The sequence below is a fragment of the Pantoea sp. C8B4 genome, from assembly GCF_051336905.1.
GTDB lineage: Bacteria > Pseudomonadota > Gammaproteobacteria > Enterobacterales > Enterobacteriaceae > Pantoea > Pantoea rwandensis_B.
The window spans coordinates 504,233-525,726 of the sequence record NZ_JBGMNK010000001.1 but is presented as its reverse complement, the minus strand read 5'-3'; the positions used below and the strand labels follow the sequence as shown (position 1 = coordinate 525,726).

General features: G+C 53.8%; 27 protein-coding genes. 12 read left to right on the top strand and 15 right to left on the bottom strand.

Annotated elements, in window-relative coordinates:
- Window positions 1–109: 109 nt before the first annotated feature.
- The 8 genes from ACCW76_RS02415 to rluE form a co-directional block, all read right to left on the bottom strand.
- A complete protein-coding gene (locus tag ACCW76_RS02415; RefSeq protein ID WP_436337629.1) occupies window positions 110–1,231 on the bottom strand; it encodes a JmjC domain-containing protein in 1,122 nt (373 codons plus the stop codon).
- Window positions 1,232–1,288: 57 nt separating this feature from the next.
- Window positions 1,289–2,749 carry a two-component system sensor histidine kinase PhoQ gene (phoQ, locus tag ACCW76_RS02410; protein ID WP_436337628.1) on the bottom strand — a complete coding sequence of 487 codons (1,461 nt, stop codon included), beginning with the start codon at window positions 2,747–2,749 and terminating at the stop codon, window positions 1,289–1,291.
- Between the two features lie 3 nt (window positions 2,750–2,752).
- Window positions 2,753–3,421 carry a two-component system response regulator PhoP gene (gene phoP, locus ACCW76_RS02405; RefSeq protein WP_034822036.1) on the bottom strand — a complete coding sequence of 223 codons (669 nt, stop codon included), beginning with the start codon at window positions 3,419–3,421 and terminating at the stop codon, window positions 2,753–2,755.
- A gap of 224 nt (window positions 3,422–3,645) precedes the next feature.
- Window positions 3,646–5,016: an adenylosuccinate lyase gene (gene purB / locus ACCW76_RS02400; protein ID WP_034822034.1), complete on the bottom strand. Its 1,371-nt coding sequence runs from the start codon at window positions 5,014–5,016 to the stop codon at window positions 3,646–3,648.
- A gap of 44 nt (window positions 5,017–5,060) precedes the next feature.
- Window positions 5,061–5,702 (bottom strand): high frequency lysogenization protein HflD, encoded by a 642-nt coding sequence (gene hflD, locus ACCW76_RS02395; RefSeq protein ID WP_034822031.1) that lies wholly within the window; start codon window positions 5,700–5,702, stop codon window positions 5,061–5,063.
- A gap of 35 nt (window positions 5,703–5,737) precedes the next feature.
- Window positions 5,738–6,850 carry a tRNA 2-thiouridine(34) synthase MnmA gene (gene mnmA / locus ACCW76_RS02390; RefSeq protein ID WP_038647542.1) on the bottom strand — a complete coding sequence of 371 codons (1,113 nt, stop codon included), beginning with the start codon at window positions 6,848–6,850 and terminating at the stop codon, window positions 5,738–5,740.
- 41 nt (window positions 6,851–6,891) lie between these two features.
- Window positions 6,892–7,365, bottom strand: coding sequence for an NUDIX domain-containing protein (locus tag ACCW76_RS02385; RefSeq protein ID WP_436337627.1), 474 nt, complete (start codon window positions 7,363–7,365; stop codon window positions 6,892–6,894).
- A gap of 45 nt (window positions 7,366–7,410) precedes the next feature.
- The gene (gene rluE, locus ACCW76_RS02380; protein ID WP_436337626.1) at window positions 7,411–8,079 is read right to left on the bottom strand and encodes a 23S rRNA pseudouridine(2457) synthase RluE; all 669 of its coding nucleotides are present in this window, start codon (window positions 8,077–8,079) and stop codon (window positions 7,411–7,413) included.
- A 101-nt stretch (window positions 8,080–8,180) separates the two neighbouring features.
- Here rluE and icd point away from each other — a divergent pair, with 101 nt between their 5' ends.
- Complete coding sequence (gene icd / locus ACCW76_RS02375; protein ID WP_038647536.1) at window positions 8,181–9,431, top strand: NADP-dependent isocitrate dehydrogenase; 1,251 nt, start codon at window positions 8,181–8,183, stop codon at window positions 9,429–9,431.
- 58 nt (window positions 9,432–9,489) lie between these two features.
- Here the strand turns inward: icd and ACCW76_RS02370 are convergent, their stop codons facing one another.
- Window positions 9,490–10,746, bottom strand: coding sequence for a mechanosensitive ion channel family protein (locus ACCW76_RS02370; protein ID WP_045833047.1), 1,257 nt, complete (start codon window positions 10,744–10,746; stop codon window positions 9,490–9,492).
- 206 nt (window positions 10,747–10,952) lie between these two features.
- Here ACCW76_RS02370 and ACCW76_RS02365 point away from each other — a divergent pair, with 206 nt between their 5' ends.
- Together ACCW76_RS02365 and ACCW76_RS02360 are read left to right on the top strand one after the other, a co-directional pair.
- The gene (locus tag ACCW76_RS02365; protein ID WP_034822012.1) at window positions 10,953–11,150 is read left to right on the top strand and encodes a DUF6404 family protein; all 198 of its coding nucleotides are present in this window, start codon (window positions 10,953–10,955) and stop codon (window positions 11,148–11,150) included.
- 100 nt (window positions 11,151–11,250) lie between these two features.
- On the top strand, window positions 11,251–11,448 hold the full coding sequence (locus tag ACCW76_RS02360) for a hypothetical protein (protein ID WP_436337625.1): 198 nt from the start codon (window positions 11,251–11,253) through the stop codon (window positions 11,446–11,448).
- 32 nt (window positions 11,449–11,480) lie between these two features.
- On the opposite strand, the gene ACCW76_RS02355 is transcribed toward ACCW76_RS02360, so the two are convergent.
- On the bottom strand, window positions 11,481–11,729 hold the full coding sequence (locus ACCW76_RS02355; RefSeq protein WP_034822005.1) for a DUF883 family protein: 249 nt from the start codon (window positions 11,727–11,729) through the stop codon (window positions 11,481–11,483).
- Window positions 11,730–11,912: 183 nt separating this feature from the next.
- Here ACCW76_RS02355 and ACCW76_RS02350 point away from each other — a divergent pair, with 183 nt between their 5' ends.
- Complete coding sequence (locus tag ACCW76_RS02350) at window positions 11,913–12,119, top strand: DUF2767 family protein (protein ID WP_034822002.1); 207 nt, start codon at window positions 11,913–11,915, stop codon at window positions 12,117–12,119.
- A 26-nt stretch (window positions 12,120–12,145) separates the two neighbouring features.
- Here ACCW76_RS02350 and ACCW76_RS02345 read toward each other — a convergent pair whose 3' ends face one another.
- On the bottom strand, window positions 12,146–12,697 hold the full coding sequence (locus ACCW76_RS02345; RefSeq protein WP_034821998.1) for a hypothetical protein: 552 nt from the start codon (window positions 12,695–12,697) through the stop codon (window positions 12,146–12,148).
- Window positions 12,698–12,757: 60 nt separating this feature from the next.
- On the bottom strand, window positions 12,758–13,087 hold the full coding sequence (locus ACCW76_RS02340) for a hypothetical protein (protein ID WP_436337624.1): 330 nt from the start codon (window positions 13,085–13,087) through the stop codon (window positions 12,758–12,760).
- A gap of 202 nt (window positions 13,088–13,289) precedes the next feature.
- Between ACCW76_RS02340 and ACCW76_RS02335 the strand changes: the two genes are divergently transcribed.
- From ACCW76_RS02335 to ACCW76_RS02320, 4 genes are all read left to right on the top strand, one after another.
- On the top strand, window positions 13,290–13,469 hold the full coding sequence (locus ACCW76_RS02335; RefSeq protein WP_034821992.1) for a hypothetical protein: 180 nt from the start codon (window positions 13,290–13,292) through the stop codon (window positions 13,467–13,469).
- 175 nt (window positions 13,470–13,644) lie between these two features.
- Complete coding sequence (locus ACCW76_RS02330) at window positions 13,645–13,866, top strand: YgdI/YgdR family lipoprotein (RefSeq protein WP_058962298.1); 222 nt, start codon at window positions 13,645–13,647, stop codon at window positions 13,864–13,866.
- A gap of 132 nt (window positions 13,867–13,998) precedes the next feature.
- On the top strand, window positions 13,999–14,382 hold the full coding sequence (locus ACCW76_RS02325) for a hypothetical protein (protein ID WP_045813894.1): 384 nt from the start codon (window positions 13,999–14,001) through the stop codon (window positions 14,380–14,382).
- A 22-nt stretch (window positions 14,383–14,404) separates the two neighbouring features.
- Window positions 14,405–14,818 carry a GNAT family N-acetyltransferase gene (locus tag ACCW76_RS02320; protein ID WP_436337623.1) on the top strand — a complete coding sequence of 138 codons (414 nt, stop codon included), beginning with the start codon at window positions 14,405–14,407 and terminating at the stop codon, window positions 14,816–14,818.
- On the opposite strand, the gene ACCW76_RS02315 is transcribed toward ACCW76_RS02320, so the two are convergent.
- Together ACCW76_RS02315 and ldcA are read right to left on the bottom strand one after the other, a co-directional pair.
- Window positions 14,819–15,481: an MBL fold metallo-hydrolase gene (locus ACCW76_RS02315; protein WP_038647517.1), complete on the bottom strand. Its 663-nt coding sequence runs from the start codon at window positions 15,479–15,481 to the stop codon at window positions 14,819–14,821.
- A gap of 23 nt (window positions 15,482–15,504) precedes the next feature.
- The gene (ldcA, locus tag ACCW76_RS02310) at window positions 15,505–16,428 is read right to left on the bottom strand and encodes a muramoyltetrapeptide carboxypeptidase (RefSeq protein ID WP_045833039.1); all 924 of its coding nucleotides are present in this window, start codon (window positions 16,426–16,428) and stop codon (window positions 15,505–15,507) included.
- A 163-nt stretch (window positions 16,429–16,591) separates the two neighbouring features.
- Here ldcA and emtA point away from each other — a divergent pair, with 163 nt between their 5' ends.
- Complete coding sequence (emtA, locus tag ACCW76_RS02305) at window positions 16,592–17,221, top strand: membrane-bound lytic murein transglycosylase EmtA (protein ID WP_075564066.1); 630 nt, start codon at window positions 16,592–16,594, stop codon at window positions 17,219–17,221.
- A 59-nt stretch (window positions 17,222–17,280) separates the two neighbouring features.
- Here emtA and ACCW76_RS02300 read toward each other — a convergent pair whose 3' ends face one another.
- Window positions 17,281–18,228, bottom strand: a complete 948-nt coding sequence (locus ACCW76_RS02300; RefSeq protein WP_038647511.1) for a sugar-binding transcriptional regulator — start codon at window positions 18,226–18,228, stop codon at window positions 17,281–17,283.
- A 184-nt stretch (window positions 18,229–18,412) separates the two neighbouring features.
- Here ACCW76_RS02300 and ACCW76_RS02295 point away from each other — a divergent pair, with 184 nt between their 5' ends.
- The 3 genes from ACCW76_RS02295 to ACCW76_RS02285 are packed head-to-tail and all read left to right on the top strand — an operon-like array spanning window position 18,413 to window position 21,493.
- Window positions 18,413–19,354, top strand: a complete 942-nt coding sequence (locus tag ACCW76_RS02295; protein WP_034821972.1) for a D-ribose ABC transporter substrate-binding protein — start codon at window positions 18,413–18,415, stop codon at window positions 19,352–19,354.
- Window positions 19,355–19,367: 13 nt separating this feature from the next.
- Window positions 19,368–19,979, top strand: a complete 612-nt coding sequence (locus ACCW76_RS02290) for a DUF2291 family protein (protein ID WP_436337622.1) — start codon at window positions 19,368–19,370, stop codon at window positions 19,977–19,979.
- Window positions 19,979–21,493: a sugar ABC transporter ATP-binding protein gene (locus ACCW76_RS02285; protein ID WP_436337692.1), complete on the top strand. Its 1,515-nt coding sequence runs from the start codon at window positions 19,979–19,981 to the stop codon at window positions 21,491–21,493. The genes ACCW76_RS02290 and ACCW76_RS02285 overlap by 1 nt, the downstream gene beginning before the upstream one ends.
- The last annotated feature ends 1 nt before the right edge of the window (window position 21,494 follow it).

Sequence of the window (21,494 nt, the reverse complement as noted above, 5' to 3'; positions counted from 1 at the left end):
GCCTTTTATCAATATCTTACGTGGCGGCGCAGTCGACAGCGTCTCTGTCGCGGCAAGCACGTGTGACAAATCGCGCCGTGATAAAGAGACGCGATTATAGTGCAACAGATTACTCACCGAAGAACCAGTAGCCGCTGTTCACCAGCGCCGCAAGCTGTGCCAGCAGCGACGGGTCGTCCAGCGCATCGCCGAAATCTTCCAGCGTTAACACCTGATTGTGTGCCAGTGCCGCCAGCACTTCTGGGTGGCCGCACGCCACACGTTCCCCGTTCACAAATACCGCATCGCCCAGCGTCAACACGCGCAGGCCGCCAAGGCGCGTCAACGCATCGCCTTGCTGCAGCGCATCGTAAATCTCATCAGGCTGATACGGCGGCTCTGGTGGGGCGATATCCAGTTCGTGACGTGACTGCGAGATAAACTCGCCAAACCACTGATTGAACTGTTCTGGTTGGTTGATCACATCCAACATCACCTGACGGATCCCTTCCACTTCAGAGGGCAAAATCTGTGACGGACAATCGCGCGAAGGTACATCGGGATCGCTGAAACGATAGCTGCCCAGCTCATGTGCCAGCATAAAGTCGGCGAAACCGCTAATCAGCTCGCGGCCATTGGGTGCGCGGAAACCGACCGAATAATTGATGGCATTTTCCAGCGAATAGCCCTCATGCGGGAATCCTGGTGGAATGTACAGAATGTCGCCCGGCTCCATCTCTTCGTCGATGATGGCATCAAACGGCTCAACCTGCAGCAGATCGGGATGCGGGCAGTGCTGTTTCATCGGCACTTTTTCGCCCACGCGCCAGCGACGACGGCCGGTGCCCTGAATGATAAACACATCATACTGGTCGAAGTGAGGGCCTACACCGCCACCCGGAACGGCAAAAGAGATCATCAGATCGTCGATGCGCCAGTCAGGCAGGAAACGGAACGGGCGCATCAGCGCGGCAGAAGGTTCATGCCAGTGATTAACCGCCTGCACCAGCAGCGACCAGTTGCTCTCGCCGAGATGATCGTAGCTTTCAAACGGACCATGGCTAACCTGCCATTTGCCGTTGTTATGGCTCACCAGGCGGCTGTCCACCTCGTTTTCCATCGCCAGACCCGCCAGCTCATCAGGAGAAATGGGATCAATGAAGTTTTTAAAACCACGCTTGAGCACCACCGGACGTTTTTGCCAGTAGCGCTGAATAAAGTCGGGCCAGTTAATATCGAGCTGATAGTCCATACGAGTGTTCCGGTTAGGGCCATGAATGCAGGCAAGTATAACAGCCCGCAGGCCTTTCTACTCGCGGTGATGTTCAACTTCCTGACGCTGGAAAATCACTTCCATGCGGGCACCGCCCAGCGGGCTGGTGCTGGCGATCACCTGACCGGCGTATTGTTCGAGGATGTCGCGGACCACGGCTAAGCCAAGGCCCTGGCCGGGACGTAACGTATCGGCACGCTGACCACGCACGAAGATCAGATCGCGTTTGCTTTCAGGAATGCCGGGGCCGTCATCATCAATAAACAGATGCAGTGCCTTGTCGGTTTGCCTTGCGCTGACCTCAATAAATTCCAGGCAGTATTTGCAGGCGTTATCCAGCACGTTGCCCAGCACTTCCATAAAGTCATTTTGGTCGCCGATAAAGGTCAACTCGGGGGAAATATCCAGGGTGATTTCGACACCTTTGCGCTGATAAACCTTATTCAGCGCCGAGCAAAGGCTGTCCAATAGTGCCGACACCGAATGCAGATCGCGCTGCAGCGGATTATGATCGGCCTGCATACTGGCACGATGCAGGTAGTAGCCAATTTGTTGTGAAATACGGCTGATCTGCTCCAGCATCACCGGTTCGGCCTGCTCCACGGTGAGCTCCTTGCCGCTGCGCAGGGAGCGCAAGGTACTTTGCAACACCGCCAGCGGAGTTTTCAGGCTGTGCGTTAAATCAGACAGGGTGGTGCGATAACGCGTGTAGCGCTGGCGCTCATTGGTCAGCAGCAGGTTGAGATTTCGCACCAGGCTGCGTAACTCCTGCGGCGGATTGTCGTCCAGGTTCTCGCGATGACCCGTTTCCAGTTCCCGCACCTGCGCGGTTAAATCACCAATAGGGCGCAGGCTCCAGTGCGCGGCCAGCCACAGCAGCGGAATCACTAACAGCAGGTTCGCTGCCAGCACATAGCTAAACCATGACCACACCACATCCGAGTGCTGCAGTTCCTGGGGAATGGAATCCACCACTACGATGGTCAGTGCCGGTAAGTTCGTGGTGGCATCGTAACGGTTGACGGCGACCGAGTGGGTAAAGGTGTCGTTGTTGTCGCTGTCCAGTTGATGCAACCGCTCTTTGACCTCGGAGTTATTACCGATGGCGGCCAGACTGGTGCGATTTGTGGTGTCGATTTCATAAAAATCGGGCTTGAGCAGCCACTCACGCTGAATTTTTTTGCGGATGTCCGGCACATCACGCTGCTGCCACAGCAACTTGCCGTGTTCATCGTAGATAAACACCAGCGTCGGGAAATTGAGAGTCATACGCTCTGGCTGGGCAATGGTCAGCTTATTGTTTTGCCACTGCGCCAGGGTGAAGAACAGGTTGCTCTCGCCGCGCATCACGCGATAGGTGTTTTTATCGAAACTCACCACATAGCCGACTACGGCAACCATGCCGTAGGAGAGCGACAGAAACAGCACAATAGCGGCGGTCGCCAGTAAAAACCGGGCGCGTAATGAGAAAGGACGTAAACGATTCAGCCAATTCATAAATCAGAGATCAAAGCGATAGCCCTGGCCGCGCACGGTGTTAATCACTTCGGTCGGATGGAGCGCAAGAATCTTTTTACGCAGGCGACCCATCAAAACATCAATGGTGTGGCTCTCGCGCAGTTCGGCATCGGGATAGAGTTGCAGCATCAGCGAATCTTTGCTGACCACTTTTCCGGCGTTGCGGATCAAGGTTTCTACAATGGTGTACTCAAATGCGGTGAGTTTAACCGGCGCATCATTGACGGTGACTTCACGACGTGACAGATCAACCTGGAACGGCGGCATCGCAATGATCTGTGAAGCGTGTCCACTGTTGCGACGCATCAGCGCCTGCAAACGTGCAGCGACTTCTTCGATATGGAAAGGTTTGGTGACGTAGTCATCGGCACCCGCTTCGAGTGCTTCCACTTTAGCCTGCCAGCCTTCACGCGCCGTCAACACCAGAATCGGTTGACGCACAGCATCACCGCGCCAGCGACGAATCAACGACATGCCATCTTCATCAGGCAAGCCTAAATCGACTAGCGCAATGTCGGGAATGTGTTCCTGCAGGAAATAGTCGGCTTCTTTGGCATCTTCGGCAGCATCCACCTGATGACCCATTTCACGTAACTGCACGGCGAGATGATGACGCAGCAGTGCATTATCTTCCACAACCAGAACACGCATAGAATTTCCTTACCTTCAAACTCAGTGATGATGGCAAGAGTATATGTTAAGCGAGCTAAACAAGAGAACAACACTTGGCTGTCATCGTTTGAACGACAGCAGGAAAAAGCGGCGAGTATTTATTCCGGACGCAGGTAACAAGGGATTGATGCACTTGCCGATTTGCTGTTGCTTGACTGCCTGAGGGGAAGAGTAGGGTGTGCCCGCAGGCACACCCTTAATGATTATTTTAAATCATCAACCATCTGAATGGCGCGGCCGAGATAGTTGGCCGGTGTCATCTGCTTCAGACGCACTTTCTCTTCTTCCGGCAGTTCGAGGCTGTCGATGAAGGCCTGCATACCGGCTGCATCCACACGTTTGCCACGCGTCAGCTCTTTCAGCTTTTCGTATGGCTTCTCGATACCGTAGCGGCGCATCACGGTCTGGATCGGCTCGGCCAGCACTTCCCAGTTGTGATCCAGTTCGTCCAGCAGACGATCGCGGTTCACTTCCAGTTTAGAGATACCTTTCAACGTCGCCTGATAAGCGATCAGCGCGTAGCCCACGCCGACGCCGAGGTTACGCAGTACGGTAGAGTCGGTGAGATCGCGCTGCCAGCGGGAAACCGGCAGTTTGCTCGCCAGGTGCTGCATCACCGCATTCGCCAGACCGAGGTTGCCTTCCGAGTTTTCGAAGTCAATCGGGTTCACTTTATGCGGCATGGTGGAAGAGCCGATTTCGCCGGCGATGGTTTTCTGCTTGAAGTGATTCAGGGCAACGTAACCCCAGATATCACGGTCAAAGTCGATCAGGATGGTGTTGAAACGCGCGATGCAATCAAACAGTTCTGCGATGTAATCATGCGGTTCGATCTGCGTGGTGTACGGGTTCCAGGTCACGCCCAGTGAGGTCACGAACTGCTCGCTCAGCTGATGCCAGTCGACTTCCGGATACGCAGCAATGTGGGCATTGTAGTTGCCGACCGCGCCGTTGATTTTGCCCAGCACCTCGATTTTGCTCAACTGACGCAGCTGACGCTCCATGCGGTAAGCGACGTTGGCCATCTCTTTACCCATGGTGGAAGGCGTAGCGGGTTGGCCATGCGTACGAGACAGCAGCGGGATATCGCGATATTCCTGCGCCAGCCCTTTCACCGCATCGATAATTTTGTTCCAGAAAGGCACGATGACGTCACGGCGAGCGGTTTCCAGCATCAGTGCGTGCGACAGGTTGTTGATATCTTCAGAAGTACAGGCGAAGTGGATGAACTCTGATACCGCATGCAGCGCAGGGACATCAGCCACTTTCTCTTTCAGGAAGTACTCAACCGCTTTGACGTCGTGGTTGGTGGTGCGTTCGATGGTTTTGATGCGCGCCGCGTCTTCTTCGCTGAAATTGGCGACAATGGCATCAAGGAAAGCGTTTGCGTCAGCATCAAATGCAGGAACTTCCTTGATCTCTGCGGTCGTAGCCAGTTTCTGTAACCAGCGAACTTCAACCTCAACGCGGAATTTCAGCAAACCGTATTCGCTGAAAATGGCGCGCAGCGGGCTGACTTTATCGCCATAACGGCCATCGACAGGTGAGACGGCGGTCAGAGAGGATAATTCCATCAGTGCAACTCCTGAATCGTTAACAAATTAGGGCAGGGCGGCGCTTAATACGCCGGGCCCAACCGGGATAAAATGGTTTTGGCTTCACGCAGCAAACGCTGGCGCGAGAACATCAGCTGCAGGCGGCCACCGCCCACCTGCTGCCACAGCACAGCAGCACGAATACCTGCCAGCAAGGTGGCTCGCACTTTACTCTGTACCTGAGAATTCTGTAATACCTGCGGCGAACCGGTGACCTGAATGCGCGGACCCAGTGGGCTAATGACATCGACATAAATCCCTGCCATGGCACTGGTGATGGTTTCAGATTCCAGCTCGTAATGCGCTAATTGGCGATCAAGCTGCGCAATTCGCTGAGAAAGGGTGTTCAGCGCCGCGCTGTTGCCGTGCAATTTGCGTTCCAGCACCATCATGCTCAGGGTGTAACGTGTCAGTTCGGCCCCGGCACCCTGGCGGCTGCCGCTGTTCAGCACCGCCATCAGCGATTCCAGGCCGAGATGCAGATTCGCTTCATCATTGCCAAAGACCGCCAACGTCGAGCCGGGGTTCAGATCCAGCAGGCTGCGCAGCGACACGGTTAATGCGGCATTGTTGCAACTGCCCTGATGCGCTAATTGCTGCACCAGATGCGCGGACTGACAAATACCCGCGAGCGCGAGCGTTATCTCATAATAGTTCTTGGCCACGCTTAACTCCTGTCATCGCGTCGGCAGCGCCGACCTCAGGCTTCTGCCAGGGGCAGGCGCTGTTCAATAATGCCGCCACCGAGGCAAACATCACCCAGATAAAATACGGCCGACTGGCCAGGCGTGACGGCCGCAACCGGCTCGTCAAAACGCACTTCAATACGATTGCTATCCAGCGGAATGATTTCACAGGGAATATCGGTCTGGCGATAACGGGTTTTCACCGTGCAGCGTAACGGGGCCGTCATTGTTTGGCGATCAACCCAATCCAGTTGCTGAGCAATCAAGCCAACAGACATCAGGCGTGGATGTTCTGCACCCTGCGCCACCACCAGGCGATTGCGTGCGACATCTTTGTCGACCACATACCAGGGATCGTCATTGCTCTCTTTGCGCCCACCAATCCCCAATCCTTTGCGCTGACCCAGCGTGTGATACATCAGCCCCTGGTGTTCACCGACAATCTCACCCTCAACGGTTTCGATTTCGCCCGGCTGTGCAGGTAAGTAACGGCCAAGGAAGTCGCGGAATTTGCGCTCGCCGATAAAGCAAATGCCGGTCGAGTCTTTTTTCTTCGCAGTGATCAAATCCAGTTCTTCAGCGATACGCCGAACCTCAGGCTTCTCCAGTTCACCCACCGGGAACAGGCTTTGCGCAATCTGTTCATGACTCAGGGTGTAGAGGAAGTAACTCTGATCTTTATTGCCGTCGAGACCGCGCAGTAACTGGCTGGTGCCATTCACATCGGCGCGGCGCACATAGTGTCCGGTGGCGATGAAGTCTGCACCGAGATCTTCAGCCGCGAATTCAAGGAAGGCCTTAAATTTGATCTCTTTATTGCACAGAATATCGGGGTTTGGCGTACGGCCCGCTTTGTACTCTTCCAGGAAGTGTTCGAACACGTTGTCCCAGTACTCAGCGGCGAAGTTGATTTTGTGCAGTTTGATGCCGAGTTTGTCACACACGGCTTGAGCGTCAGCCAGATCATCAGCGGCGGTGCAATACTCCTCGCCGTCGTCTTCCTCCCAGTTCTTCATGAATAGGCCTTCAACCTGATAGCCCTGCTGTTGCAGTAACCAGGCGGATACGGAAGAATCGACGCCGCCGGACATCCCGACGATCACTTTTTTCTGGCTGTTGTCAGACATGACGCACTCTTAATTACGATAAAAACAGGCGGCGCATTCTATCATGCCGAAGCCGGGCGCGCACCTTCGTGAAACGGCCATTGGAACGGCGCCACCAGTTGCAGCGGATAACGCGCGCCTTGTTGCCACAAACGTACACTCTCAGCGACCAGCGGTGAACGCAGGCGATTCGCCGTCAGAATCTGCTCTGGCGGCAGCCACCAGCAACAATCGATGTCACGATCGTGCGGAGACGTCTCGCATTTTTCTGGCAGATCGAGGCCAAACAGGAAACGCACAAAAGGTGTATCGTCAGGCGCGATCCACTGCTGCACACCGAGGAAATACTCGGGTTTAGCGTCTATTCCGGTCTCTTCAAACAACTCACGCTGTGTGGCTTCGAGCAACGTTTCATCAGCTTCGAGATGGCCCGCCGGTTGATTCCACGTAATACGGCCGTGAACACGCTCCTCGACCACCAGTAATTCGCCTTGCGCCTGCACGATACAAGCTACCGTTACATGAGGTTTAAACATCCTTCCTCCGAAATTGTTAACTAAAAGTTATTGAAAAGTGGTGTTCTAAACGTCGGCACTGACATCGCGCCACTCTCCCAGGGCTAAATCGTCGAGTTGATATTTGCCCATGGCAAAGCGAATCAGGCGCAAGGTGGGAAAACCAATATGCGCCGTCATGCGCCGCACCTGACGGTTACGCCCTTCGTACAGGGTGATTTTCAACCAGCTGGTCGGGATCGCTTTACGCTCGCGGATCGGCGGCTGGCGCGGCCAGAGCCACTCTGGTTCAGTGACTAATTCCACGCCAGCAGGCAGCGTGGGTCCATCATTGAGGGTGACGCCGTTGCGTAACAGGGATAAATCTGATTCCTGTGGTGCACCTTCAATCTGCACATAATAGATTTTTCCGGTGCGCTTTCCGGGCTGCGTCAGTTGGGCCTGGAGCGCGCCATCGTTGGTCAGAATCATCAAACCTTCGCTGTCGCGATCGAGGCGGCCGGCGGCATAAACGTCGCTAACCGGCACGAAATCCTTGAGCGTGCGGCGTCCCGCTTCATCACTGAACTGCGGTAAAACATCGAAAGGTTTGTTAAAGAGTATGACGCGTCGCGGTCCTTTTGGACGTGTGTCACGGCGCACGGGCTGGCGTGCTGCGGTGTTTGGACGCTTATCCTGGTGAATTCGTTGAGAAGTTTTTCGCATGGGCTTTGCAGTCAGAAACAATCGGCGCATTATAACGCGAAACTGCGGTGATTGGCGTAGCGGAAATATTCAAGTAGTATTGACCCGCATCTTACAAATCATTAACAAAAAATCGCTCGAAGGAGAGGTTGATGGAAAGCAAAGTAGTTGTTCCGGCGGAAGGTCAAAAAATCACCCTGGTTCAGGGCAAACTCACTGTTCCGAATAACCCAGTCATTCCTTACATCGAAGGTGATGGCATCGGCGTTGATGTTTCCCCTGTAATGCTGAAAGTGGTTGATGCCGCTGTGAAGAAAGCCTACAACGGCGAGCGCAAAATTTCCTGGATGGAAATTTATACTGGTGAGAAATCAGTAGAACTTTACGGTCAGGACGTCTGGCTGCCGCAAGAAACCCTCGATTTAATCAAAGAATACCGCGTTGCCATCAAAGGCCCGCTGACTACCCCAGTCGGTGGCGGTATTCGTTCTCTGAACGTTGCGCTGCGTCAGGAGCTGGATCTGTACGTGTGCCTGCGTCCGGTTCGCTACTACACCGGTACCCCAAGCCCGGTTAAACGCCCAGAAGATACCGACATGGTGATCTTCCGTGAGAACTCAGAAGATATCTATGCAGGTATCGAGTGGAAAGCGGGCACGCCAGAAGCGGATAAAGTGATCAAGTTCCTGCGTGAAGAGATGGGCGTGAAGAAAATTCGCTTCCCTGAGCAGTGTGGTATCGGCGTGAAGCCGTGCTCTGAAGAGGGCACTAAACGTCTGGTACGCGCAGCGGTTGAGTACACCATCACCAACGATCGTGATTCTCTGACCCTGGTTCACAAAGGCAACATCATGAAGTTCACCGAAGGCTCATTCAAAGACTGGGGCTACCAGTTGGTGAAAGAAGAGTTCGGCGGCGAGCTGATCGATGGCGGTCCGTGGATGAAGTTCAAGAACCCGAACACCGGCAAAGAGATCATCGTGAAAGACGTGATTGCTGACGCCTTCCTGCAGCAGATCCTGTTGCGTCCAGCCGAATACGACGTTATCGCTTGTATGAACCTGAACGGTGACTACATCTCTGATGCCCTGGCGGCACAGGTTGGCGGTATCGGTATCGCACCAGGCGCAAACATCGGTGACGAATGTGCACTGTTCGAAGCCACCCACGGTACGGCACCTAAGTACGCGGGTCAGGATAAAGTGAACCCAGGTTCCGTTATCCTGTCTGCAGAAATGATGCTGCGTCATATGGAGTGGTTCGAAGCCGCAGACCTGATTGTTAAAGGCATGGAAGGCGCAATCGCCGCTAAGACCGTGACCTATGACTTCGAGCGTCTGATGGATGGCGCTAAACTGCTGAAATGCTCAGAGTTTGGTGACGCGATCATCGCGAACATGTAATTTCTGCCAGCCAGAAATTGAGACGGGAGCCCATGGCTCCCGTTTTTTATGCGCTAAATTAATCGGCCTGCTGTTCAACGGATTTGGCGGATGACGCATGCTGCTGCGACAAGCGCCAGAAATCATTGCCGCCCGGATGTTGATACATGCGCAGCCCAAACTGGCCGACAATCGCATAGATATATTCGAAGATCGCTGACTGCGAATTCTCATATTCGACCCAAAATATCGACGAGGTGAAGCAATAAACTTCTACCGGCAAACCTTCCGGCGAGGGCTTCATGGTGCGCACCACGATATACATATCCTGCTTAATATCATCGCGCTGCGACAGCCACGCGGTGAGATATTTGCGGAACACCGTCAGGTTAGTCATGCCGTTGTCAGCAAACCAGCGTTCGCCCACAGCATTGCTGTCTCGGCCATCCATTAACGCTGAAAGCTGCTCGTTAACACCGCGAATCTGGCTCATCTGCTGAATGAGTTCGTGATCGAGAAAGCGAATCGACATTTGGTCGAGGTGGAAGCTACGCATAATACGGCGCGCGCCGGAGGAGAACATCGCTTGCCAGTTGGTATAGGTTTCGGTGAGGAAATTTTTCGTCGGGATACGTGACAACGTGTTATCCCAGTTACGCAGCGTAATGGTGTGCAGTGCAATATCAATCACTTCGCCGCTAATGCCTTTATCCGGCATCTCAATCCAGTCACCAAGTTGCAGCACGTCGTTGGATGACACCTGAATATTCGCCACCAGCGACATTAAGGTGTGCTGGAACACCAACATCAATACCGCAGCAACCGCCCCCAAACTCGAGATAATAATCACTGGCGATTTATTCGACATAATGGCCAGGATCATGATCGCCGAAATAATGTGCACCAGGATCTTGCCGACCTGAATATAACCCTTGATCGAGTGATTCTTACGCTTTGATTTGCGGGAGTAGGAGTTGTTAACAATCTCCAGCACTTCTGTGAAGAACAGCGACAGATAAACAAAGAACAAAATGCCGCAGATAGTCTTAATAGCAATCAGCAGATGTTCGGGCAGGTCTGGCATAAACTGCAGCAGGTAATAAACCGTGATCACCGGAATAAAATTAGAGAGCTTTTCAGAAAGCCGCACATCTTTATCGAGTGGAACCTGTTTTTTGTGTGTGCTAAAGAAGACCTTGCGCACCACCTTCACCACAAAGAATTTGCAGATCAGATGCGTCACCATTCCCGCAATCACCAGCAGCAGCAAGCTAAAAGTGGTGGATAGCAGGGTGTTACTCTCAATAAATTTCTGGATATCGCTTAAATAATTCATATTCACAACATGCCTGACAACGTTGGCGGGGATTCAATCACAAACTGTGATCATACTGTATGCGACAAGTGCGCAATTTCTTAACGGCGGTTCGCGCCTGACAATACATTTCGCAAAACTTTGAAACAGATAGCATCCATGAACCCCTCGTCGTGCCTTTTCCGGCAAAACCCGCTATGTTCTGCGCTTCAGATTCTGGAGGTGGTATGCAAGGTGTCATCAAATTCGTTAAGGGCTGGCTGCTGTTTTCGCTGCTGTGGGGCATTTTCATGTGGTTCACTTCGTGGCAGGCGCAGGGTGAGGCCATCAGTATGGTGGTGGTGAAAAGCTTGTACGCTGGATTGATTTATCAGGCATTGATGACCATGGTGGCGCGCTTTAAAGCACGCCGTTCGCAAGCCTGATTGCTCACATCTGCCCACACAGCTTTGCGCAGCACTGACGCTAATTTGCACTCTGTCAGGCAATCTGGCCCGACTCAAAACAGTGTGGGTGGAAGTGAAGATGGCAAAGACGTCATTAGCCGCGTGGTTCTTTTTACTGGTGTCATTTGGCAGCTGTGCACAATTACCTGACGTGCCAGTGAATATCACTGCGCACCAGGGGCGTCATCTGGATGTGAATAACAGCACGGCTGATGTGGCTGAGACGCCGGATGAACATATTCAGGAAAGGTTGGATGAGGCTGGTCATCATCAATAAGCGTTGGGGCCAGGAAGGCCCCCCATCGCAGCTTATTTCCTGCCGAGCAGGAAACCGACAATAATGCCGATGCTGGCTGCTACCGCCAGGCCAGTTGCCGGATTATCACGTACCGATTTGACCACACAGTCTGCCGCATCCTGCACAGCATAACTGGCTTGCGCGGGATAACGACGCGCGGCACCTTTAGCCTGATGTTTGCGAGAGCCGGTCCATTCTCCGATTTTTTCTTCAACTGCGCCCGCTGCTTCATTCAATTTTGCTTCCGCTTTATCAGTCATGATGACTCCCTGCTGGTTGTGAATATTACGATTCAGCGTAGTCACAGATTTTCAGACCAGCAACCCGCAGGCCAACGAGGTTGTAACAGTGGTTTGCAGGATTGTTGAACTCTGTCCAGGCTTAAACGAGGTAGCAGGCCTTTTGATTTGCGGAAATCAGGCCGCATAGCACCGGGAGGAGAGATGAAACGTGATGTATTAAGTGAAGACGATTACGATGAAGTGTGTCGGGTGATTGGCGACGCGGTGATTGTCCTGTCCGAATGTGGCCACGAAACTAAACGCGCTGAAATCACCGATTTATTGCAGCGAACCCGCCACCATCGCGCGCATGATGAACGCGACGAACAGCGGATGCTGGAGCATGCGATTCGTCTGGTCAAACCCTAAGCCCGATAGGGTGTCACGAGACGCCCTTAGGGATTGCCGCGATAAGCCGGATACCAGGTCACTAAAAAATGGCGTAGATGATCGAAACACCACTCGGCATCGTCGGCTTGCTGACAATAATAGCGAATGGTGACTTTCTCATAGCGCATATGACGCTGATGCAAAGGTGACCAGCCCCAATCCAGCACGGCGCGGGCGTAATTGACCAGGGTGCCGCTCTGCATGTTGTGCTGCTTCTCTTGTCGGCTCAGATAGAGTTCAAATGCCTGATCCAGACTTTGCGTCTCTTCACTGCTGCCACTCGATAGCGCCGGGCGTAAAGCCACATCGATAAATCCGCACACGCCGTCATCACGCTGCTGCCAGTCACAGGCTAAGGTCATAAATACCCCCTCCTGCAAATTCACCTCTTCCAGTAAACGCCGTAAATTTTCGGAATGTTTACCCGCTGAGATCTCGTCGATGCGATCGGTCTCCAGCGTGAGGTCAAATCCACAAGGATTCACCGAACCATCCGCATTGGTGGAAGCGGGGAAGGGGAAATCGATGTAGCCGTTATTGTCCAGACTCTTTTCCATAGTACAGGTCCGCAGCGTGAGGAAGCCTGACAATAAACCATCTTTCCCGGCTAAGCACGTTTAAGGGCACGTCCAGGTAATCATGGTGTTCTGATAAGGGTTGATCAGACGGAATTGCTTATCTGACAGCCGCTGAGCGGTGAAGCCCTCAGGCGTCACGGCAGAAGGGACATACTGGAAACGATCGCTGGAGTGCAATGTGCCGCTTTTCACCGCCACGCCATCACGCGTAACCGTAAAGGCGTTCACCAAATCGAAAATGCGCGCCTGAGTCCGCCCCATTGATTGTCCATAAATGGTCGCGACTTCGCCCGGGCAGTCGACACCTTTGGGCGTGGAGCTGCAACCAGCCAATAATAAGAGGGTGAGTACTACCGTGATTCGCAACATGATCCTGTCCTGGTTCGATTCCTTGTTTGCAGTGGCCCGTCAATGCCCACTGATATGCTGATCATAGCAGGTCTGGCACCGCTTCCCATTTGTCATTTGCTTAATCGTTAAGCGGTAAGAATGTAAAGGGGTGACTTTGGTAGCAGATAAACGTTATTCTTGCCAGCGTTGCGCATCAGGTAAGCAAAACAAGGGCAAATCTATGAAAGAAGAAGAAGCCAGTTTAATGATTCTTCAGCACGCGATTGATAAATTAGAAGCCGACAAAAAAAAGCAGGTAATGAACTGTGTAGCGGCCATACAAGAAGTGATGCAAGGCTTCGATCCGGAAGATGCGGGTCTGGCGTTAATGTTAGTCGCCGCACAGGTTGCCGCAGAGTAATCCCATTCGGTCATTCCTTCCCCATCCGTTTGCGATGGAAATCCATGCAATATAGCTGCTGCTCAGTCGATATCGGCTGATGCGCAGCGATTGTTCTGCACAGATTAATCTTTCTCCTGGTTCACATTACTGCGCGCTGTGCTAAACCTGACAGTGAATCCAAAAGGAGGATGAGATGAAAAAGACATTGCTTTTAATCGGTACTTTTAGCCTCGGCCTACTGCTGGCGGGCTGCGCATCCGATCACGTCATGCACACCACCGATGGGCAAACCATTGTGGTGCAGGGTAAACCTAAAGTGGATGAAGATACCGGCATGATTACTTACAAAGATATTGATGGTAAAGAACAGCAGATAAACCGTAATCAAATCAAAGATATGAATTCGGTTAACTAACGTTTTCTTTACCCTTCTATCCTTGCAGGCCCGTACTCAACGGGCCATTATTCGTCTTCTCGCTTTTTTCTGTGTTACGCTTCTCTGCATAAAACCCAACGAAATCATCATCTAACCTCAGCGGAGATCCCAATGAAGGCGATAGCTATTGCCGTTGGCTTAATGGCGTGCCAAATCGCGCCGGCCTGGAGCGAAACCGAATTTCAAATTACCTGCCCGGGGCGCCCGACCATGACGGTATCGCGTGCGGAATACGGTTTAAGCACGCTGATGTGGCCAACACGTCATTTTCAAATTGCAGCAGGGCAACAGCGCACGCGTTTGCAAGGCGGGGATAAAGTGGCGATCACGCGTTTTCGTAATGGCGACCAGCTGATTGTGAACAAAAATAATGACGATACGTTCTTTGTCTATGCCGATAGCGATAAACTGATCCCCTGCAATCGCACCGAAAAACGCGATGCGGAAATTCTTTCGCTGGAACGTTACGACGATAGCCAGCGGCCCAATTCATAGTTGCCAGTCAAAGGAGAAGACGATGCAATTAAGCGTAACTAACACCGTTACCGCAGAGGATCTGGATGATGTTCGTCTCGGCCTCACCGAATATAACAGCCGCTTTATCGATCCCAGTGAGATGCAGGCGATTGGCGTCTTCATTAAGGATGCTTCTGGCCGCAAGCTGGCCGGGTTGACCGGTTCCACCTTTGGTAACTGGTTGCGCATCGACCTGCTATGGGTCGGCGATGCGTTACGCGGGCAGGGGGCTGGCACACAGTTGATTCAGGCCGCCGAAACAGAGGCCCGCGCCCGTGGTTGCCTTTATGCGCAGGTTGATACGGCCAGTTTCCAGGCGCGCCCGTTCTATGAAAAGATGGGCTACACCTTACGCTTCAGCCTCGATAATTATCCGCGTCTGCATCAGCGTCATTACCTCAGTAAATCGCTGTAACTAGATCAGTGGCTGCTGGCGCAAATCCAGCGGCGATTGCTCTGCCTCATCGATCGCCGCTAGCCAACTCTGCAAATCGACTTTCGCCCATGACAGGTGACCACGCGTGGTGCTCATTAGCACCACATCCGGGCGCAGTGCGCGATACAGTTCCAGCGACTGCTGCAACTCCAACGGATTACTCTCCGGTACCAACACGCTGATCCAGCGGTTGTAGTCACAGGTCAAGGTATCGCCAACGAACAGATAGGTCTGGCCCAGCGGGGAGTGATAAAGGTAGCTGCAGCTGCCGGGTGTGTGGCCGGGTGTGGGCAGCAGATGAAAGTCACCAAAGTGGCTTTCCTGCTGAATGAAGGTCTCATCGGGTTCGACAATCAGACTGACGGGCCCCAGCGAACGGCTGTGACAGTAGAGCGCACTGTTAAAACGCTGCTGGATCGCCACGGCGCCTGGCGCGGCTTCATGCCAGTGGGTGAGGTAGTGACGAATCACGCCGCCCGCATCATTGAGAAACTCATGATCGAGCGGATGTTCGACACGGCCGATGACCAGATTGCCGCGCGGATGGCGCAGCATAAAGCCATGCATCATTAAATCTTGCGCCGTTTCTTCGGCGGGAAATTCCGGGGTGGAGATCCACAAATCTTCGTACAGTGGCTTCAATGTCGGTCTCCTGCGGCAAAACGTTAGCGCAATGTCGGGTGGCCGGTGAAGGCAAGCTGTGCTTCGCCCTGTTCAAGCTGTAAGGTGGCGCTGGCGCCCAGCGGCAGCGTGACGGTGTCCGCATCGTGGCCAAACGCCAGTTCGCTGATCACCGGTAGCTGATATTCATCGCGGATGCGTTGCCATACGCTGGCAAAATCGAAACCATTGTCATAAGCCGACAGTGACGTGCTGGTGAAACTGCCGGTGATGATCGCCCGCTGGCGCGCCAGAATGCCGCTCTGTTGCAGTTGAATCAGCATGCGCTCTATGCGGAAAGGATGCTCATTCACATCCTCGATCACCAAAATGCCGTTTTCAATTTGCGGCATCCACGGTGTGCCGATCAGAGAGCAGATCATCGCCAGATTGCCGCCCCACAAGGTCCCTTGCCAGCGTCCCGCATCCGGGCTGTGGGTCTGCCAGCCTATATTGACTGTAGGAGAAGAGAGCGCCTGCCAAAAGTGTGACAGGGTAAATTCGGATAATGCCTCTGCGCCGAAGTTGCCGGCCAGCATCGGGCCGCTGAAGGTTACCAGCCCGGTTTGCGCCAGTAACGCCAGTTGAATCGCGGTGAAATCACTGTGTCCACAAAGCGCGATAGGTTGATTGAGCAGCCGGCGCTGCAGACCGACATAATCAATCTGATCCAGCAAGCGCGAGGCACCGTACCCACCGCGCACCGCCAGCACAATATCGGGCAGCGTGCTCAGTGTTGCCAGCTGGTTCACATCATTCAACCGTTCCCCGTCCTCGCCCGCAAAACGCTGGAAGCGGCGTGTAATCGCTGATAAGTTGTCCAACTGATGTCCCTGAGCCTGTAAACGACTCACTGCACGTTGGGCCGCATCCTGATTATGGCAGTAGCCGGAGGGGGCGATCAGACGAATGGATCGGGGGGAAAGCATAGCGTTCATCCTGATTTAAAGTGGCCTGCCGATGATGGCGAAATCCGTTACCGATGTCACGGCAGCACAAGGTTTTTTACGTATTTAGGATAAACGGTAATTTTGCATTGCGCTGCGCCAGGTATCATAGCTTGCGCCAACTCTATTGCGGAACCAAAAATCAGTGAAAATTCGACTACTTATGCTATCTGCGCTGTTGCTCGCGGGCTGTGCCAGTGAGCCAGAAAAAACGGTCGTGCCAGAGAAAAATACGCCATTAACCCAGGCACCCCCGTCGAAAGTGAATGATGCATGGTCAATGTTTACCGAAGATGCCGCCAGTCATTATGGCGTTGATGAGAAGTTAATCAGCGCCATTATTAGTGTCGAATCCGGGGGCAATCCCACCGTTACCAGCCGCTCAAACGCGGTAGGGTTGATGCAGATTAAAGCCTCAACGGCGGGGCGTGCGGTGTATCGCACTCAGGGACGTCACGGTCAGCCAACGTCTTCGGAATTGCGCGATCCAGCGAGAAATATCGATATCGGCGCGGCATATCTCAAGCTGCTGCAGGATTCTGAGTTGGCCGGTATTCGAAATCCACTGACGCTGCGCTATGCCACCATCGTTTCTTACGCCAACGGTGCCGGTGCGTTGCTGCGCACCTTCTCACGGAATCGCGATCGGGCGATTGCGATGATCAACTCGATGACGCCGGACGAATTCTATCAGCATGTGCAGGATAAACATCCGGCGGCACAGGCACCACGTTATTTGTGGAAGGTCACCACGGCATACCGAACCATCGGTTAAGTCATCCTGGCGAAGCGCGGCTCGTCAGGGCCGCGCCTTAAAGCACACTGTTAATTCGGTCATTCCATCAGCAATCGTGCGGTGGGATAATCCACAATCAGCACTTTCACATATCCACCGCGCAACGCTCCGCGAATCGCCTGGGCTTTTTCTTTGCCGCCTGCCAGCGCCACCACTTGCGCGCACTGTTTAACCTGCGCCAGCTCCATGCCAATCACCGGATCTTCCTCAGCGTTCAACACCGGTTTTCCGTCAGCATCAAAATAATGCAAACAGATATCGCCCACCGCACCGCGCTCGGCCAGCGTGCGCAGCATCTCGCCGTCATAGTAGTTGCCGGAATTGCGTAGCAGCGCGGAAGGCTCAAGATCGCCAATGCCGACAATCGCCAGATCCACTTGATCAAACTTTTCCAGCACCACGGCCACGTCTGGGTTTACTGATAAGCGTTGACGATCCTGCACTGAATGCTCAATCGACTGCGACGGCAGTAACCAGGCCGGACAATCCAGCAGCGCCGCCAGATTCTGCGTCAGGATGGTGGCTTGAACGTTGCCGTTCGCGCCCACCCCACCAAGCAACTGGATCACGCCTTTGCAGGGCGCACTCAGCGGATGTAACGCGTCCACCATCGCGCGAATGGTGCCACTCCATGATGAAATGCCGATCAGTTCATCGGCGCGCAGGCGGGTTTCCAGATAGTGCGCCGCCGCTGATCCAATCGCCTGTTTAATTTGCAGCGCGGAAGCCTGATCCGGCACATCGACCACAATCACCTGTGGCAGCTGATACTGCTGCTCAATCGCCTTCTCCAGTTCGGGAAAGACGTTGGCGGGGGGCACCACGCTGATCTTCACCACGCCTTCTTTCACGCTGCGATTGAGAATGCGTGACACAAAGGATTGCGACAGTTTCAGCAGCTGCGCAATGTCGGACTGCTTCATGCCTTCCACATAATAAAGCGTGGCGATTTTCACCATCAGCCGCTGTTCGTCCTGTTTTGCCATGGTTTTTTCTCTCTCTTAACCTGCCTGGTATTGTTAATCAGGCTGTCATAAATAACAACGCAGAACATTTTGTGATCGTTTTCGCTTTTTCAGGATCGCGCGATGGACGAGTTCAGGAAGCCAGCGCATAGTCATTATGCATATAAAATCGCAATTGAATATATATTCAAGCGGAGAAAAATCAATGAAAGCTTCTGTCCTCAAAATGACCCTACTGGCTTCACTGATGTTGGCCTCAGCGGCAACGCTGGCGGCAGAGAAAGGCTTGATTGCTATTATCACGCCTTCTCACGATAACCCGTTCTTTAAAGCCGAAGCCGATGGCGCGCAAGAGAAAGCCAAAGCGCTCGGTTACACCACGCTGGTGGCCTCGCACGATGATGACGTGAACAAACAGAACCAGCTGATCGAAACCGCCATCGCGCGTAAAGCCAAAGCGATCATTCTGGATAACGCCGGTGCTGACGCCACTGTCGGCCCGGTGCAAAAAGCCAAAGATGCCGGCATCCCCACCTTCCTGATTGACCGTGAGATCAACAAAACCGGCGTCGCCGTGGCGCAGATTGTCTCCAACAACTATCAGGGCGCGCAGTTGGGCGCAGAGAAGTTCGCTAAGTTGCTGAACGGCAAAGGCGACTACGTTGAGCTGCTGGGCAAAGAGTCGGATACCAATGCGGGCGTGCGCTCACAGGGCTATCACGATGTGCTGGACGACTATCCCGATATGAAGATGGTGGCGCAGCAGAGTGCCAACTGGAGCCAGACCGAAGCCTTCAGTCGCATGGAAACCATTCTGCAGAAAAATCCCAACATCGTCGGGGTGATTTCCGGGAATGACACCATGGCGCTGGGTGCGGAAGCCGCGTTGAAAGCCGCCGGTAAAACCAACGTGATCGTGGTCGGCTTTGATGGCAGCGACTACACGCGTGACTCCATCATCAATAAAGGCAACATCAAAGCCACGGTGCTGCAGCCAGGCTGGGATCAGGCACAAATGGCGGTTGAGCAGGTGGACTACTACCTGAAAAACGGCAAAGCGCAAAAAGAAGAGAAGCAGCTGATGGATTGCGTGCTGATCGACGACAGCAACGCCGCGAAGCTGAAAAACTTCAACCTGGCGAAATAAGACGGAGGTCGGCATGAAGGGAAAAACAGCAACCGGGCTGATGGTTGGGCTCTTATCGCTGATATTGACCGCCTGCACCGTGGTGGATCTCGATGCAAACGGCAATCCCATCATGCCGAAAGATCCGAATGCCAAACCCGGCTACAGCAACCAGACGCCACAGCAGATCGCCGAATCGAGCTGGGCCAGCCGGGTGCAGCAACCGGCTGAGAAGCAGGCGCTGAGCTGGGCGGATATGGAAACCAAAAGTCATACCGTCAAAGCGGGGGGCAGTGAAAGCGTGTTTGTGCGTGCCGGAGGAACCGTCACCGCCTTTGATAACAGCAATGAACGGGAACGCAGCCTGACCGTCACCATCAATGGCAAACCGGTCAAGGTGTTGATTGGGCCGGTACTGCGCAGTAATGCGATTCGTGATGCGGCGGGCTATCGCTTTGAAGAGTTCACCAATCAGGTGCAATACGCACAGCTGACTAAAGCGTTGAACCGCCATGCCGTCCAGCAGCTACCGCCGGTGGATGCCAGTTGGGTCGGCAAACCGGTGCAGGCGCTGTTAGCCGTCAGTATGGAGCCGAACCAGGTGGATGACGTGGTGGCGATTCAGTTGCAGCAGGGGAATCCATGATGAGCGATGAAATCATCCTGCAGGCCAAACAGATGTCGATGTTGTTTCCAGGCACCCTGGCGCTGGATCGTGTCGATTATCGCGTGTGGCGCGGCAAAGTGAATGTCATCATCGGCGAAAACGGGGCGGGGAAATCCACGCTGATGAAGATCCTCGCTGGGGTACAGCAGCCCACCAGCGGCGAAATGTTCCTTAACGGCGAAAAAGTGGTGTTGAGCAGTACGCGAGACGCCGCCCGACACGGTATCGGCATGGTGCACCAGGAACTCAACCTGTTTGAAAACCTGAGCGTGGCGGAGAACATCTTTCTGGGACGGGAAATCCAGCGCGGCATCAGCCCGATTAATGAAGCAGAACAGAAGCGACGTACGGCTGCGTTATTGCAACGTCTCGACCAGCCAATTTCACCGGACGAGATGGTCGGCAACCTGAAAGTGGGTCAGCAGCAGTTGGTGGAAATTGCCAAAGCGCTGGCAGAAAACGCCGACATCTTAATTCTGGATGAGCCGACCTCGGCGTTGAGCAAAACCGAAGTGGAGATTCTGTTCCGCGTGATCCGTGAACTGACGCGGCAGGGGGTTTCCATCATTTATATCTCACATCGGCTGGAAGAGCTGATGGCGATAGGTGATGTGATTACCATCCTGCGTGACGGACGTTTTCAGGCGGAAGCGAAGGTCAGCGAAATCGATGTCCCCTGGATCGTGCGTGAAATGCTCGGCAGCGAACCGGTGAGTAACTTTCTGCCGCCTAATCGTCAGTTCGGGGCGGCGGTGCTGGAAGCCGAGCACATCACCTGTGTCAGTGCCCATGGCAATACGCTGGTGGACGATGTCAGTTTCAATGTACGCGCCGGGGAGATCGTCGGCATTTATGGCCTGATGGGCGCGGGACGCACCGAGCTGTTTGAGTGCCTGCTCGGCAGCCAGCGCAACTATCTCGGCAAACTGTGGCTGGACAGCAAACCGCTACCCACACGCTTGCCAACCGCCGAACGTATTCGTATGGGCATGAGCCTGGTGCCGGAAGATCGTAAACGGGCCGGTATTTTCCCGGTCTCCTCCGTGGCCAGCAATCTCACCATTGCCAGCTTGTGGCGACGTTTATCGCATCGCACCGTGATCTCCGACCAGGCTGAACGCGAAGCGGTAAACAGTACGGTAGGCAACCTGGCCATCAAAATCTCGTCGCCCGACGTGGCGATCAGTGCGCTGAGTGGCGGCAATCAGCAAAAAGTGGTGATTGGCCGTTCATTGCTCACCAATCCACGTTTACTGCTGCTGGATGAGCCCAGCCGGGGCATCGATGTGGGTGCCAAAGCGGAAGTGTTCCGCATGATGGTGAAACTGTCAGAGCAGGGCATTGCCGTGGTGTTCTCCACCTCCGATTTAAAAGAAATTATGGCCGTCGCCGATCGCATTCTTGTGATGTCTGGCGGCAAGTTGACAGCTGACCTGCCGCGCGCGGAAGCGGAAGAGGCGGCGCTGGTTAAAGCAAGTGCACAGGGGTTCTGAG